The sequence below is a fragment of the Enterovibrio nigricans DSM 22720 genome, assembly GCF_900167155.1.
In the GTDB taxonomy this organism is placed as follows: Bacteria; Pseudomonadota; Gammaproteobacteria; order Enterobacterales; family Vibrionaceae; genus Enterovibrio; species Enterovibrio nigricans.
Window position 1 is genome coordinate 1 of sequence record NZ_FUXU01000045.1, and the last position, 15,506, is coordinate 15,506.

The 15,506-nt window shown below is 46.8% G+C and carries 13 protein-coding genes; 3 read left to right on the forward strand and 10 right to left on the reverse strand.

Annotated elements, in window-relative coordinates:
* Positions 1–74: 74 nt before the first annotated feature.
* Together B5D35_RS14855 and znuA are read right to left on the reverse strand one after the other, a co-directional pair.
* Positions 75–1,316 carry a ligand-binding sensor domain-containing protein gene (locus tag B5D35_RS14855; protein WP_139367775.1) on the reverse strand — a complete coding sequence of 414 codons (1,242 nt, stop codon included), beginning with the start codon at positions 1,314–1,316 and terminating at the stop codon, positions 75–77.
* A 341-nt stretch (positions 1,317–1,657) separates the two neighbouring features.
* Positions 1,658–2,557 carry a zinc ABC transporter substrate-binding protein ZnuA gene (gene znuA, locus B5D35_RS14860; protein WP_078753338.1) on the reverse strand — a complete coding sequence of 300 codons (900 nt, stop codon included), beginning with the start codon at positions 2,555–2,557 and terminating at the stop codon, positions 1,658–1,660.
* Between the two features lie 88 nt (positions 2,558–2,645).
* Between znuA and znuC the strand changes: the two genes are divergently transcribed.
* Together znuC and znuB are read left to right on the forward strand one after the other, a co-directional pair.
* The gene (gene znuC, locus B5D35_RS14865) at positions 2,646–3,413 is read left to right on the forward strand and encodes a zinc ABC transporter ATP-binding protein ZnuC (RefSeq protein WP_078753339.1); all 768 of its coding nucleotides are present in this window, start codon (positions 2,646–2,648) and stop codon (positions 3,411–3,413) included.
* On the forward strand, positions 3,406–4,191 hold the full coding sequence (znuB, locus tag B5D35_RS14870; protein ID WP_078753340.1) for a zinc ABC transporter permease subunit ZnuB: 786 nt from the start codon (positions 3,406–3,408) through the stop codon (positions 4,189–4,191). The genes znuC and znuB overlap by 8 nt, the downstream gene beginning before the upstream one ends.
* Before the next feature lie 59 nt (positions 4,192–4,250).
* Here znuB and sucD read toward each other — a convergent pair whose 3' ends face one another.
* From sucD to sdhC, 8 genes are all read right to left on the reverse strand, one after another.
* A complete protein-coding gene (gene sucD / locus B5D35_RS14875) occupies positions 4,251–5,123 on the reverse strand; it encodes a succinate--CoA ligase subunit alpha (protein ID WP_078753341.1) in 873 nt (290 codons plus the stop codon).
* The gene (sucC, locus tag B5D35_RS14880) at positions 5,123–6,289 is read right to left on the reverse strand and encodes an ADP-forming succinate--CoA ligase subunit beta (RefSeq protein WP_078753342.1); all 1,167 of its coding nucleotides are present in this window, start codon (positions 6,287–6,289) and stop codon (positions 5,123–5,125) included. The genes sucD and sucC overlap by 1 nt, the downstream gene beginning before the upstream one ends.
* Before the next feature lie 98 nt (positions 6,290–6,387).
* Complete coding sequence (gene odhB / locus B5D35_RS14885; protein WP_078753343.1) at positions 6,388–7,602, reverse strand: 2-oxoglutarate dehydrogenase complex dihydrolipoyllysine-residue succinyltransferase; 1,215 nt, start codon at positions 7,600–7,602, stop codon at positions 6,388–6,390.
* Positions 7,603–7,629: 27 nt separating this feature from the next.
* A complete protein-coding gene (gene sucA / locus B5D35_RS14890; protein WP_078753344.1) occupies positions 7,630–10,440 on the reverse strand; it encodes a 2-oxoglutarate dehydrogenase E1 component in 2,811 nt (936 codons plus the stop codon).
* Between the two features lie 129 nt (positions 10,441–10,569).
* On the reverse strand, positions 10,570–11,280 hold the full coding sequence (locus B5D35_RS14895; RefSeq protein ID WP_078753345.1) for a succinate dehydrogenase iron-sulfur subunit: 711 nt from the start codon (positions 11,278–11,280) through the stop codon (positions 10,570–10,572).
* Between the two features lie 15 nt (positions 11,281–11,295).
* On the reverse strand, positions 11,296–13,062 hold the full coding sequence (gene sdhA / locus B5D35_RS14900) for a succinate dehydrogenase flavoprotein subunit (protein ID WP_078753346.1): 1,767 nt from the start codon (positions 13,060–13,062) through the stop codon (positions 11,296–11,298).
* Positions 13,063–13,410, reverse strand: a complete 348-nt coding sequence (gene sdhD, locus B5D35_RS14905; RefSeq protein WP_078753347.1) for a succinate dehydrogenase, hydrophobic membrane anchor protein — start codon at positions 13,408–13,410, stop codon at positions 13,063–13,065.
* Complete coding sequence (gene sdhC / locus B5D35_RS14910; protein WP_078753348.1) at positions 13,404–13,796, reverse strand: succinate dehydrogenase cytochrome b556 subunit; 393 nt, start codon at positions 13,794–13,796, stop codon at positions 13,404–13,406. Before sdhC ends, sdhD begins: the two co-directional genes overlap by 7 nt.
* 402 nt (positions 13,797–14,198) lie before the next feature.
* Here sdhC and B5D35_RS14915 point away from each other — a divergent pair, with 402 nt between their 5' ends.
* Entirely contained in the window at positions 14,199–15,485 is a 1,287-nt protein-coding gene (locus tag B5D35_RS14915; protein ID WP_078753349.1) for a citrate synthase, read from the forward strand.
* The last annotated feature ends 21 nt before the right edge of the window (positions 15,486–15,506 follow it).

Consider the following 15,506-nt stretch of genomic DNA (forward strand, 5'->3'; position numbering starts at 1 on the left):
CCGTTTTATCCATGAAACGAACAGACATTTTGTCTCAGGTGGGTCAATTTTAAATCGACGTTAGTGGGTCATTTTTACATCGGCGGTAACAGCGCATCGCCACTTTCACTCCAGGTGGTATCAAAGTCGACCAATGTGTGACTTTCTGGCCAATAGCGAAGAATACGAGTATCAGATGAAATCCATATTGAATGCCTGTCCTTCAACAACCGGTCAATCGGAATATTACGCAGTAATTGAGGCAGTTCATTGTCTAACGATTCGAGCGTATCCGCACGATAAGCATGGAGGCCAGAAGCGGAAGCAACCCATAAGGTATTGTTTAGTGATTCCATGCTTTGGATTGAAAAGTTAAATGATTTTGATATCAATGGCCTAAGCTGATCGTCCAACTTCACGAGTTTATTGCGCGAACTAAGAAAAAAGTTATTTTCCCAATCAATAAACGAAGAAATACCCTGTTCAGCCATCTCGCCATTTAAATACCCGACAGGTAATCGGTGAATACCTGCCAAAATGGAAGAACGAAAATTCAACCCTTTGTCAGAAGCTATCCAAACATCACCGTTTTTCCCTTTAGCAATAGAGGTGACTTGTTGACCAAGAAAACTAAACGTATCTAATGGCGTTTGATTCATATGGGTAAAAGACAGCTTTCCCATAGGATTCGAAGAATGAAAAAGCCCTCGGTTGGTCCCCACCCAAATGCCTTCCTCCGATTTTTCAATAACAAACACGGTGTCATTAGCAAAGTAGGAACCAATAACCTGGCCTCGCCGAATAACGCGCAACGCATCAGCACTACCTACAAAGAGCGTTCTCTCCCAATACTTCACATCGAAAATCAGCATATCCTGTGCAAAAACATGGAGTGTGGTGTTGGAAAAGACATCGATGATTTCGCGACCATTACTCCCTAACAGACTGCTTTCTGAACGGTAAAGGCTCGTTACGCGAACCGCACTCACTTTCTCTACCTTGTTATTTTCTAGGTCAATTCGATATACACCTGAAGCAGTCGCGGTATAAAGCGCGGCATCCAAAACCTCCATATCCGTGATATTCATTTCCCCGGTGAAGAACAGAAACTCGATTTGTCCTGATATTAAGTTGTACTTATGGAGTTTTTCATCAATTAGTAGTAGTAATTCGCCATTGATAACACCTATATCGGAAACAGATGGCAATGTAGGGATAAACAGGGAGAGAGGTTGAGTCTTTGTTCCATCATAAAAACTGACAGAGCCACCAGTATCCAAAAGCCAAACGCCGTTCTCCTCCAAATACTCCATCGATTTGATGGTATGACTAGCCAAAGCGTTTTCGAAAGGGAATTGAAGAAAAAAAGGCGAAGCCACCACGACAGTGCTTTGACAAAAAGAAAGAATAAAAAGCCAAGCTATCAGAAGGCGGTTAAGGTTTGGCGTTCGAAAGAATGTGCGCATGCAACAACTTCGTATTGGGTTTCCCGTAATTTTCTCAATTTTCATTGCGTTAAACGCGTTTGCTTTTCAGCAATGTGAACCAATTCACGGCAAAACGTCCAAGTATGGACGCCATACCAGCGACCTCTTGCATCAGAGGTCGCTTTAGATAGCTTGAAGCTTAAAGGCGCGTCATGGCGTAAAGTCAATAGAGCCTTTTGTGAGAAGTGATTTTATTCAAAACATGTTTCGTATCGACTGCCAAGATCAAGTAAAAAATCTTTGTAACCTTGCGTTTTGAAGTTGATATCCTGCGCCATAGGATCTAATTCAACCGTTTTTGTATGGGTATGTTTAACCACACTTTCTACTATAGCAGGGTTAAATTGAGGCTCAGTAAACACACATTTTGCTTTCTTTTCCTCTAATGCGCTGCGAATTTCAATCAGGGTTCGCGCCCCAGGCTTTCTGTCCGGATTTACCGTAAAGTGTCCGGTCGGCTTCAATCCAAAAGCTTGCTCGAAATACGCATACGCATCATGGAACAAGAAATAACCAGGTGCATTTTTAGTATCCAGCGCGGCGGCAAGTTGCTTTTCTACACCGTTAACTTGTTGTACAAATTTTTCGTAATTCGCTTCGTATGTCGCAGCATTTTCTGGCGATACTTTGCTAAGTGCCGTCGAAATTGCTTTTGCTATTACCTTGCTTTGTTCTGGCCCCAACCAGATATGTGCATCGATACCATCATGACTATGGTTATGCTCCTCATGGTCATGGTGCTCTTCATCACCACTGTAATAACGCAGAGGCATGCCTTCGACTGCTGTCAGTTGTAGTGTGTTATCGTGGTCATTGAGTAGTTTTTGCAAGAAAATTTCCATCTCAGGTCCCACCCAAACCACGAGATCAGCCTGATGAAGCTTTTTGATATCAGAGGGCTTCAGTGCGTAGTCATGCGGTGACCCGGCAGGTGGAAGCAATACATCAACACTGCCAGCACCACCGACAATATCTTTTGCAATCAGTCCAATAGGCTTAATCGTCGCAACGACCTTTGGCGTAGACGCGGCCGCGAAAAATGGAATAGAAAGGAGCAAGGTTGCAAATAGAGCTCGAAATCCGACGTTCATGATAGTTCCCAAATCCGATGGTTGGCATTCAATTACTTTCAGAAATGTTATATTATAACATTTCATTTTTAAACATATTGCGCAGTTTATGTCCCAATCCCTTGTTACAATGAGCAACGTTTCTGTCATTTTTGATGGACGAAGCGTATTGGACGGCGTGTCCATGACCTTGTCGAGAGACAAAATCACGACCTTAATTGGCCCTAACGGGGCCGGTAAATCAACCTTGGTCAAAACAGTGATTGGCCTGAAAAAGCCTACGGAAGGACACATTGAGCGCCTAAAGGGAATAAAAATTGGCTATGTCCCACAAAAACTTAGCCTCAATGACAGCCTACCGCTTACGGTTGATCGTTTTTTAAAACTCACGCCCTTATCAAAAACGATGACGATTGAAGAAGCACTGACCTTGGTTGGTGCCAATCACCTTCGGCATTCAAATATGCACACCTTGTCTGGCGGCGAGATGCAGCGTGTACTGATCGCGAATGCGGTATTAAAGTCACCGGACTTGCTGGTACTGGATGAACCCGTACAAGGTGTGGATGTGGCTGGTCAATTGGCCCTTTATAGCCTTATTGCCAAACTGAAAGATGTATTGAAATGCGGTATTTTAATGGTGTCACATGACCTGCATTTAGTCATGGCCAAAACTGACGAAGTAATTTGCCTGCATCATCATATTTGTTGCTCCGGTGAACCCGAGGCGATTTCAACGCATCCGGAATATATTGCGATGTTTGGCCGCAAAGAAAGTGAGCAACTTGCTTTGTATCAACATCATCACAATCATGACCACGACCTATCTGGCAGCACTATTGGCCCCTGTAAGCATGGAGGTCATCACAATGCTTGAATTTCTAGCTATTCCACTTATCACGGGCATTTTAATAGCAGCATCTGTTGGGCCATTAGGCTCTTTTGTTGTGTGGCGCCGAATGGCCTACTTCGGCGATACTCTCGCTCACGCCTCATTGTTTGGTCTCGCATTGGGCTTCATGCTGCAGGTTAATTTGAATCTGACACTGATAGTCAGTTGCCTTACCATTGCAACCTTGTTGGTTGCGCTGCAACGAAACAGCAAGGTTTCCACTGACACTTTATTGGGGATTATCGCGCACACGTCTTTGTCTCTCGGCCTCGTTGCAATCAGTCTCGTAGACGACCTGCGTGTGGATTTAATGTCTTATCTGTTCGGTGATTTGCTCTCCGTAAACACCACAGACTTAGGCTTTATCTTTCTGGGATGCGTTGCTGTTCTTCTCGCACTGTACTGGCTCTGGACTCCCTTATTGGCTATTACCGTTAGTGAAGATATGGCGAGGGTGGATGGCTACAACGTGGATAGGCTTAAACTCATCTTGATGCTCCTGATTGGCCTCGTGATTGCCATTGCCATGAAATTTGTCGGTGCTTTGATCATCACATCTCTGATGATTATTCCTGCGGCAACAGCCAGACGCTTTGCAAAAAGTCCTGAACAAATGGCCATTTTTGCCAGTGTCATAGGCGTTTTTGCCGTGTTCGGTGGCATCAGCCTATCTTGGTTTGAAGATACGCCTGCTGGTCCTTCTATCGTTGTGGTAGCTGGTGCGTTGTTTTTGCTTAGTCTCTATAAAAAGCAAGACGCTTAAGCCTGATAGCAGACACAAAAAAACCGCTCATTCGAGCGGTTTTTTTATATCGTAAGATATTACCAACCTGTGCTGCTACGCAACGCTTTACCGATGTCAGCAAGGCTCTTAACCGTAGTCACACCTGCCGCTTCCAGTGCTGCGAATTTATCTTCTGCAGTACCTTTACCACCAGAGATGATCGCACCCGCGTGGCCCATACGTTTACCCGGAGGTGCAGTAACACCCGCGATGTACGAAACAACTGGCTTAGTGACATTCTCTTTAATGTAAGCAGCAGCTTCTTCTTCTGCCGTACCACCGATTTCACCGATCATGACAATCGCTTCTGTCGCTGGGTCTTTTTCAAACATTTCAAGAATATCGATAAAGTTAGACCCTGGAATTGGGTCACCGCCGATACCTACACAGGTAGATTGGCCGAAACCTTCATCAGTCGTCTGTTTAACCGCTTCATAGGTAAGGGTGCCGGAACGGGATACAATGCCAACTTTACCCGGCTTATGAATGTGGCCTGGCATGATACCAATCTTACACTCGCCTGGCGTAATAACGCCTGGGCAGTTAGGGCCGATCATGCGAACGCCAGCTTCATCCAACTTCACTTTCACTTCCAGCATATCCAGTGTCGGAATACCTTCCGTGATAGTCACGATGAGCTCAATACCTGCGTCAATGGCTTCCAGAATCGCATCTTTACAGAACGGAGCAGGAACATAAATTACCGTCGCCGTTGCGCCAGTAACTTCTACCGCTTCTGCGACTGTATTAAATACAGGCAGACCAAGGTGAGTCGTTCCGCCTTTGCCAGGTGATACGCCACCAACCATTTGCGTTCCATAGTCAATGGCTTGTTCTGAGTGGAAAGTACCCTGACCGCCTGTGAAGCCCTGACAGATTACTTTAGTATTTTTATTGATCAAAACAGACATTATTTGCCCTCCGCTGCAGCAACAACCTTATCAGCCGCTTCAGTCAGTGAGGTCGCAGCAATAATGTTCAGGCCGCTATCGGCCAATTTCTGAGTTCCAAGTTCTGCGTTGTTACCTTCCAGGCGAACAACCACAGGTACCTTAACCCCTACCTCTTCAACCGCACCGATGATGCCGTCTGCGATCAGGTCGCATCGTACGATCCCGCCAAAGATGTTAACGAGAACAGCTTTTACGTTGTCGTCGGAGAGGATAATTTTAAATGCTTCGGTTACACGCTCTTTCGTCGCGCCGCCACCTACATCCAAGAAGTTTGCTGGGCTACCGCCGTGCAGGTTTACGATGTCCATCGTACCCATCGCAAGGCCAGCACCATTAACCATACAGCCAATGCTGCCATCAAGCGCGACATAGTTCAGTTCCCACTGAGCAGCATGTGCTTCACGTGCATCATCTTGGCTAGGGTCGTGCATTTCACGAATTTTTGGCTGGCGGTAAACTGCGTTGCTATCAACTGTCAGCTTGGCATCCAAACAGTGCAGATCACCAGAGGCTGTAATCACCAGCGGGTTAACTTCAACCAACGCTACATCGCGCTCAATGAAGAGTTTTGCAATGCCCATAAAGATCTTGGTGAATTGCTTAATCTGGTCGCCTTGCAGCCCAAGTTTGAACGCCAACTGGCGGCCTTGATATGGCTGAGGGCCAACCAATGGATCAATCGCAGCTTTGTGAATCAATTCTGGCGTTTCTTCCGCCACTTTCTCGATTTCCACACCACCTTCAGTTGATGCCATGAAAACCACGCGGCGAGTGCCACGGTCTACCACCGCACCAAGGTACAGCTCTTTAGCGATGTCCGTGCAATCTTCAACCAGAATCTTGCTAACTGGCTGACCGTTAGCATCTGTTTGATAAGTAACTAGGTTTTTACCCAGCCAGTTTTGAGCAAATTCTTTAATTTCATCTTTGGTAGTAACCAGCTTAACGCCGCCCGCTTTACCACGACCACCAGCGTGTACCTGGCATTTAACCACCCACTTGTCACCACCAAGTTTGTCCGCAGCTTCTGCCGCTTCTTGAGGAGTGTCGCAGGCATACCCTTCAGATACTGGCAGCCCGTATTCAGCAAAAAGCTGTTTTGACTGATATTCGTGCAGATTCATGATGTTCTATCCGTGTCCATTTACGTATTATAGTGTGTGTTTTTTGCTTTCCACACAGGGGGCTCCTGCCCCCTGCTTCCGGTTACCCGGACTGCTAATTATACGTCTAGCAGCAGACGTGTTGGGTCTTCTAAAAGCTCTTTAATGGTCACCAAGAAGCCAACAGACTCGCGTCCGTCGATCAAACGATGATCGTAAGAAAGAGCAAGGTACATCATAGGTAGAATTTCAACTTTTCCATCAACCGCCATTGGACGTTCTTGGATTTTATGCATCCCCAAGATTGCCGCTTGTGGTGGGTTAATGATTGGCGTAGACATGAGGGAACCGAACACACCACCGTTGGTGATGGTGAAGTTACCGCCAGTCAGATCGTCAACGGTCAATTTGCCGTCACGACCTTTAATTGCCAGTTCTTTGATGCCTTTTTCAACGTCAGCCAAACCCAGACGATCACAATCGCGAAGAACTGGTGTAACCAATCCACGCGGTGTTGATACCGCCATGCTTACGTCAAAGAAGTTGTGGTAAACGATATCTTCACCATCAATAGAAGCATTGACTTCTGGGTAACGCTTCAGTGCTTCAACAACGGCTTTTACATAGAAGGACATGAAGCCCAGACGAATACCGTGACGCTCTTCGAACACATCTTTATATTGCTTACGAATGTCCATGATTGGCTTCATGTTCACTTCGTTAAACGTCGTCAGCATTGCTGTACTGTTTTTCGCTTCAAGCAGACGTTCAGCAACACGTTTACGCAAACGTGTCATCGGAACACGCTTCTCGCTGCGATGGCCAAGAGATGGGGTTTTTTCCTTAACCGCTGGCGCAGCAGCCTGTGCTTTACCGCCGCCATTTTTCAAGAATGCATCCACATCTTCACGGGTAATACGACCGCCAACACCGGTACCTTTAACTTGGTCTGCATTCAGGTCGTTTTCAGCAAGAAGGCGACGAACCGCTGGGCTCAATGCGTCGTTTTGTTCTTCATTCAGAGACGCCGTGTGACGCTTATCTGGTGAAGCTTCTGACGAGACTGGCACATCTTGAGTAGGCTCACCCGCTACCGCACCCGCCTTCAGTTTTGCAAGCAATTGCTTAGAAAGCACGGTTGCACCTTCTACTTCGATAATTGCTTCCAATACGCCGTCTTCTGGTGCTGGCACTTCCAACACCACTTTGTCCGTTTCAATATCAACCAGCACTTCATCACGGCTCACCGCTTCGCCTGGCTGCTTATGCCATGTCGCAACCGTCGCATCAGCAACTGATTCAGGTAGGTCGGGAACCAGAATTTCGATTGTCATTTCATTAATTCCTTAGCTTTCTAGTTCTTAATTCAGGGTAAGAGCGTCTTCTATCAACGCTTTTTGTTGTTTTAGATGCACCGACATGTAACCCACTGCAGGTGATGCCGACGCTGCGCGCCCTGCATAACTCAAGGTTGCATCAGCCGGAATAGCCAAGCGGAAATTGTGCTGGCTGCTGTACCAAGCGCCTTGGTTTTGAGGCTCTTCCTGACACCAGACAAAGTCTTTGGCATTTACATATTCGCTAATTGCAGCTTGCACGTCCTCTTTCGGGAACGGATACAGTTGCTCAATACGAACAATCGCGACATCTTTGATTTCTTCTTTGCGACGTGCTTCAAGCAGGTCGAAGTAAACCTTACCGGAACACATCACAACACGCTTAACAGCCTTAGGATCCAGCTCATCAACTTCACCAATCGCAGGTAAGAAGTTACCATTTGCCAAATCATCCAGCGTTGATGTACACAATGGGTGACGAAGCAGCGACTTAGGAGACATGACAACCAATGGACGACGCATAGGGCGGAATACCTGACGGCGAATCATGTGGTAAACCTGCGCAGGCGTAGAAGGAACAATGACCTGCATGTTTTGTTCTGCGCAAAGTTGAAGATAACGCTCCAAACGTGCAGAAGAGTGCTCTGGTCCCTGCCCTTCATAACCGTGCGGTAGCAACATCGTCAGACCGCACATACGGCCCCACTTTTGCTCGCCAGAACTGATGAACTGGTCAATCACAACTTGAGCACCGTTAGCAAAATCACCAAACTGTGCTTCCCAAATGGTCAAGCCACTTGGCTCTGCAGTGGCATAGCCGTATTCGAATGCCAGAACAGCCTCTTCTGACAACACGGAGTCAAAGACTTGGAAAGGCCCTTGCTTATCGTGAATATTCGCCAGAGGAATATAGGTGCTCGCATCGGTTTGATTATGCAGAACCGAATGACGGTGGAAGAAAGTACCGCGTCCTGAATCCTGACCTGAGATACGAATTCGCTTGTTGTCATCAACGATAGTGGCATAAGCCAAGGTTTCAGCCATGCCCCAGTCGATGGCTTTTTCACCAGCAACCATAGCGGTACGATCGTTGTACAGCTTGTTTACTCGGCTATGAAGCTTGTGACTTTCTGGGTAAGCACAGATACGCTTGCCAAGCTCGATCAGACGGTCTTTATCAAACGTGTTTGGCCATTCAACAGTCCAGTCATGTCCTAAATAAGGCGACCAATCGACAGAGTGAAGTGCCATCGGACGGAACTCTTTCACGACACATTCGCCGTGATCCAGTGCGTCACGGTACTCATTGATCAAATACGTCGCTTTCTCTATGTCAGCCACGCCACGATCTGAGAGTACGTCAGCGTATAGTTTACGCGGTGTTGGATGCTTCTTAATCTTTTGGTACATCAGAGGCTGAGTCGCATTGGGCTCATCCGCCTCGTTGTGACCATGACGGCGATAACACACCAGATCAATCACAACATCGCGCTTAAACTCATTACGATAGTCAACCGCCAATCGCGCGACAAAAGCAACGGCTTCAGGGTCATCTGCATTCACATGGAAGATGGGTGCCTGAACCATTTTTGCAATGTCAGTACAGTACTGAGTAGAGCGAGTATCGTTTGGATTCGATGTCGTGAAGCCAACTTGGTTGTTCACCACGATACGCACTGTACCGCCGACTTTGAAACCACGCGCTTGAGACATATTAAATGTCTCTTGGACAACGCCTTGACCCGCAATCGCTGAGTCACCGTGAATTGTAATTGGCAGTACTTTAGAGCCGTCTTTGTCGCCTAAGCGATCTTGACGAGCACGCACTGAGCCCACTACCACTGGGTTAACAATTTCAAGGTGAGACGGGTTGAACGCCAGTACGAGGTGAACATCACCGCCTGGTGTTGCGAAGTCACTTGAGAAACCTTGGTGATATTTCACATCACCCGTCCCCCAAGACTCTCCGTGCTTGCCTGCGAACTCGTCAAAAAGCTCAGAAGGCTTTTTACCAAGTACGTTGACCAGCATGTTCAAACGACCACGGTGCGCCATACCGATGACCACTTCACGCGTACCATAGGCACCAGAGTGACGAATCACCTCTTTAACCATTGGGATCATCGCGTCGCCACCTTCTAAAGAGAAGCGCTTCGCACCCGGGAATTTCGCGCCAAGATAGCGCTCTAACCCTTCGGCTGCAGTCAATTCTTCAAGAAGTGTCGTTTTCTCTTCATTAGAAAATTGAGGCAATCCAACAACAGATTCCAAACGCTGTTGAATCCAACGCTTTTCATCTGTGTTTGTAATGTGCATGTACTCAGCACCAATAGAACCACAATAGGTTTTCTTGAGCGCATCATACAAGTCGGCAAGTTTCATGCTCTCTTGCCCACTGGCAAAAGAACCGACGTTGAACGTCTCTTCGAAATCATCTTCGTTGAGCGTATGGAATGCAGGATCTAGGTCAGGCACACGGTCGCGTTGCCATAGACCTAATGGATCTAGATTTGCTTGTTGGTGTCCACGGAAACGGTAAGCATTGATTAATTGCAGTACTTTAACCTGTTTCGCATCGACGTCTGGATCACTGACTGAGGCACTGTAATGCGCTGTCTCAGTAGCGAGTCTACGGAAATATTCACGAACTCTTGAGTGGGGTTGCTCGGGTGCGTTGCCATTCACAACAGGTAGAGATTCAAACACTACCCGCCATTCGCTATCTACAGACTCTGGGTCACTGAGGTACAGTTCGTAGAGGTCTTCTACGTAAGTTGCATTGGCGCCAGCCAAATGAGAAGACTCTAACCAAGCCTTCATCACGCCATTTTGCATTGTTATCCCTTAACCACTTTAGTTATATACAATGTTGCAATCACCGACTGATTGGCCGGTGTTCCATTTAAGCTCCCTCTAATGTGGGAGCTTAATTCTTGATATGTGTAGGTGTTACAAAGGCCAACGTTATACTGCGCGTTTAAGCAGCATTGAGCGAATATGGCCAATTGCTTTTGTAGGATTTAACCCTTTAGGACAAACATTTACACAGTTCATGATGCTATGGCAACGAAAAACGCTAAAAGCATCATCGAGATCCGACAAACGTTCCTCTGTCGCCGTGTCACGGCTGTCGATCAACCAGCGATAAGCAGCCAACAAGCCCGCAGGTCCTACAAATTTATCTGGATTCCACCAAAATGATGGGCATGACGTTGTACAACATGCACACATAATGCACTCATACAAACCATCAAGATGTGCACGATCATCCGGCGATTGCAGATTCTCACGCGACGGTGGTGTTCCATCGTTAATCAAGAAAGGCTTAACACGCTCATAGTTTTGATAGAACTGAGTCATATCAACAACCAAGTCGCGTACGACTGGCAAGCCCGGCAAAGGACGAATCACAATGCTTGATTTGTCAGTCAAAGCAGACAGTGGCGTAATACATGCCAAACCATTCTTGCCGTTCATGTTGATACCATCTGAACCGCAAACACCCTCACGACAAGAGCGTCGAAACGCCAATGTAGGGTCTTGCTCTTTGAGCAAAATCAGGGCATCGAGCACCATCATGTCAGAGCCTTCTGGCACTTCCAGCGTATAGCCTTTCATGTGTGGCGCGTCATCAACGTCTGGGTTGTAACGATATACCGAAAAATTCAGTTTCATATGCCTCTACCTCCCTTAGTAAGTACGCGCTTTCGGTGGGAAAGCTTCACGATGAACAGGCGTCATGTTGACGTCTCGCTTAGACATCGATTCTGTTTCTGGGTTGTAGATGGTGTGGCACAGCCAGTTTTCATCATCACGCTCTTGATAATCAAAACGTGCATGGGCACCACGGCTTTCAGTGCGGTAGTTTGCAGCAACAGCCGTTGAGAAAGCCGTTTCCATCAGATTATCTAACTCCAAGCACTCAACGCGCTGAGTATTGAATTCTGAGGAAGTATCATCCAGACGCGCATCTTTCAGGCGCTCACGAATAACTTTAAGTTCTTCAAGACCTTTCGCCATTGCATCGCCTTCGCGGAAGACCGAGAAATTATTTTGCATGCACGATTGAAGATCCTTACGAATTTGAACGGGATCTTCACCTTTCTGAGTCGAATTCCAGCGATTTACACGAGCCAATGATGCTTCGATATCTGATTCAGACGCATCGCGTGCTTCAACTTGTGCCGCCAGTGTTTCACCTAGATGCAGACCCGTTGCTCGGCCAAATACCACGAGGTCAAGCAGTGAGTTACCCCCTAATCGATTCGCACCGTGTACAGAAACACTTGCGATTTCACCACAAGCAAACAAGCCTTGTATTTCAACGTCATTGCCGTTGGCATCTTGTTTGATTGCTTGACCGGAGACCTGCGTCGGTACACCGCCCATCATGTAATGACAGGTTGGAATAACAGGGATGGGCTCTTTGATTGGGTCTACGTGAGCAAAGGTGCGAGACAGTTCGAGAATACCAGGTAAACGCGCTTCGAGAACGTCTTTACCCAAATGATCAAGCTTCAGTTTTATGTGTGGACCCCAAGGGCCTTCACAACCACGACCTTCGCGGATCTCAACCATCATAGATCGCGCAACAACGTCACGTCCTGCAAGATCTTTTGCATTGGGGGCATAACGCTCCATGAAGCGCTCACCGTCTTTGTTCAGCAGGTAACCACCTTCACCACGACAACCTTCAGTCACAAGCACGCCCGCGCCTGCAATACCGGTTGGGTGGAACTGCCACATTTCCATGTCTTGCATTGGTACACCTGCACGCAGTGCCATGCCTACACCATCACCAGTATTGATATGTGCGTTGGTGGTAGATTGGTAAATACGGCCAGCACCACCTGTAGCCAGGACGGTTGCTTTCGCTTTGAAGTAGCAGATTTCGCCACTTTCCATGTCCATTGCTGTTGCACCTACCACTGCACCATCTTGGTTTTTAACCAGATCCAATGCATACCACTCTGAGAAGATGGTGGTTTTGTTTTTGATATTTTGTTGATACAAGGTATGAAGCAGAGCATGGCCCGTTCGGTCTGCAGCAGCTGCAGTGCGCGCGGCCTGCTCACCACCAAACCCTCTAGACTGGCCACCAAAAGGACGCTGGTAAATACTACCATCCTCAAAGCGAGAGAAAGGGAGTCCCATTTTCTCAAGTTCAATGACTGATTGAGGTCCTGTCTTACACATATATTCGATGGCGTTTTGATCGCCAATATAGTCCGACCCTTTCACCGTGTCGTACATGTGCCATTCCCAATTATCTTCATGGGAATTACCAAGTGCTACTGTAATACCACCTTGTGCGGACACAGTATGAGAGCGAGTCGGGAAAACTTTAGAAAGCAATGCACAAGTTAAGCCCTGCTCTGAAATTTGGAGTGCGGCACGCATACCTGCGCCACCTGCACCGATAACAATGGCGTCAAATTCTCTTACTGGAATACTCACTTACACACCCCACAGTACAAAAAAGCCAGTCAATAGATAGACGAACAGCAGTGCTACAATACCGAACTGCATAAGTGCGCGAAGCATCGTCGGTTTGATGTAGTCGGTTAACACCTGCCACATACCAATCCATGCATGAATCAGTACGCAAACAAGCGCAAGCATGGTGAACACTTTGGTACTTGTCTGTCCCCAGAAAGCAATCCACGCTTGATAAGTCATTTCTGGCCCAAAGGCGAAAAAACCCACCAAGTAAAGTGTGTAGAGTGTCATGATGATGGCAGTTGCACGGATCAGGATGAAATCATGAACACCGTTTCTGCCGAAAGATGATACGTGACCTACCATACTAAAACCCCCGCTAAAACTGACAATACAGCAGTCACACCAAAAGCGACTTGTGCACTTTGGGCTCCCGTTTCAAGTTCTTCGAAATACTTCATGTCCATCAACAGATGGCGAATACCACCTACGATGTGATATGCAAGAGCAGTGAGAATGCCCCAAAGCACAAACTTGACGAAGAAACTATTAACGATTTCAGAGGCGGCTTCAAATCCATTAGGAGACGATAACGACAGGCTTAACAGCCAAAGAAGGATGGCAACCGAAATAAAGGTGATAACACCCGAAACACGGTGCACAATTGACGCTATCGCTGTTATAGGAAAACGAATGGTCTGAAGGTCGAGGTTTACCGGTCTTGGCTTTTTTACTTTCACGATATGGCCCACTCAGCTCCATTGAGCAATTATTGTTATAACACTCTCTGGAATCACATCACGCAACAGCGCCAGACCTACAACATCTAAATTACGTTTTACAGCCTCTACCGCTATTTTCTGCAGTTCACGAGCTGTTTTACGCAGAGAAAAATTTGATTTGAGCCCCGAAACGCTCCGGCTTTAAGTAATATCCAGAGACCTGCGCAGAGTATATGCCCCGTAACATTTAAACACAAACCAATAAAATTGACGGAAATCCCGAAACAGAGCATTAACTTAATCAGTACACTTTTTTATACTTGCGCACACCCGACAAAGTTCACGTCTCCAAATTGACAACTTCTTCGCCGATCGGTAAAACATCGGAGTCCGTATCCGGGATAGGATTATAAAATAACAAAGGAGAATGTTATGGCAGATAAGAAAGCTACCCTACAAATTGAAGGGGAAGCACCTATCGAACTGCCGATCAAAGGGGGGACCGTCGGCCCAGAAGTGATTGATGTACGTGCATTGGGAGCAAATGGTTATTTTACTTTTGACCCAGGCTTCGTTGCTACAGCATCGTGTGAGTCGCAAATTACTTACATTGATGGCGACGCTGGCATATTGTTGCACCGTGGTTTCCCAATTGATCAATTAGCCAATAACGCTGACTATTTAGAAGTTTGTTATATCCTTCTTTACGGGGAAGTCCCAACTCGCAAACAATATAAAGAGTTCCGTCGTATCGTGACTCGTCACACCATGGTTCATGAGCAGATTGCTAGCTTCTTCCATGGTTTCCGTCGTGACGCGCACCCTATGGCCGTTATGGTAGGTGTTGTAGGAGCCCTTGCGGCGTTTTACCACGACTCCCTCGATATCAACAACGATGTACACCGTGAGATTACCGCATTCCGCCTTCTTTCTAAGATGCCTACGCTGGCGGCAATGTGTTACAAGTACTCAATCGGTCAGCCGTTCATTTATCCTCGTAATGATTTGGATTACGCAGAGAACTTCCTTCACATGATGTTTGCAACACCGTGTGAGGAATATGAAGTTAATCCGGTCGTTGCAAACGCAATGGATAAAATCTTTACCCTCCATGCGGACCATGAGCAAAATGCCTCGACGTCGACTGTTCGTTTAGCGGGTTCATCAGGTGCAAACCCGTTTGCGTGTATTGCGGCAGGTATCGCATCTTTGTGGGGACCTGCACACGGCGGAGCAAACGAAGCATGTTTGAAGATGCTCGAAGAAATTGGCTCGGTTGAAAACATTCCAGAATTTATCGAACGTGCGAAGGACAAAGATGACCCATTCCGTTTAATGGGCTTTGGTCACCGCGTTTATAAGAACTACGACCCGCGTGCGACAGTAATGAACGAGGCGTGTCACGAAGTTCTGGATGAACTAAATATCAACGATCCACTTTTAGATGTTGCGATGGAACTCGAAAGAATCGCACTTTCGGACCCCTACTTTGTTGAGAGAAAACTCTATCCTAACGTAGATTTTTACTCCGGCATCATTCTGAAAGCCATCGGTATTCCTGTGTCTATGTTCACCGTGATTTTTGCGATGTCTCGCACTATCGGTTGGATTGCACATTGGAATGAAATGCATAGTGATCCGCAAAACCGTATTGGGCGTCCTCGTCAGTTGTATACGGGTTACGATCAGCGTGATTTCAAACCCATCGACGAACGCTAATTCTGCGTGAACAAAAAAACG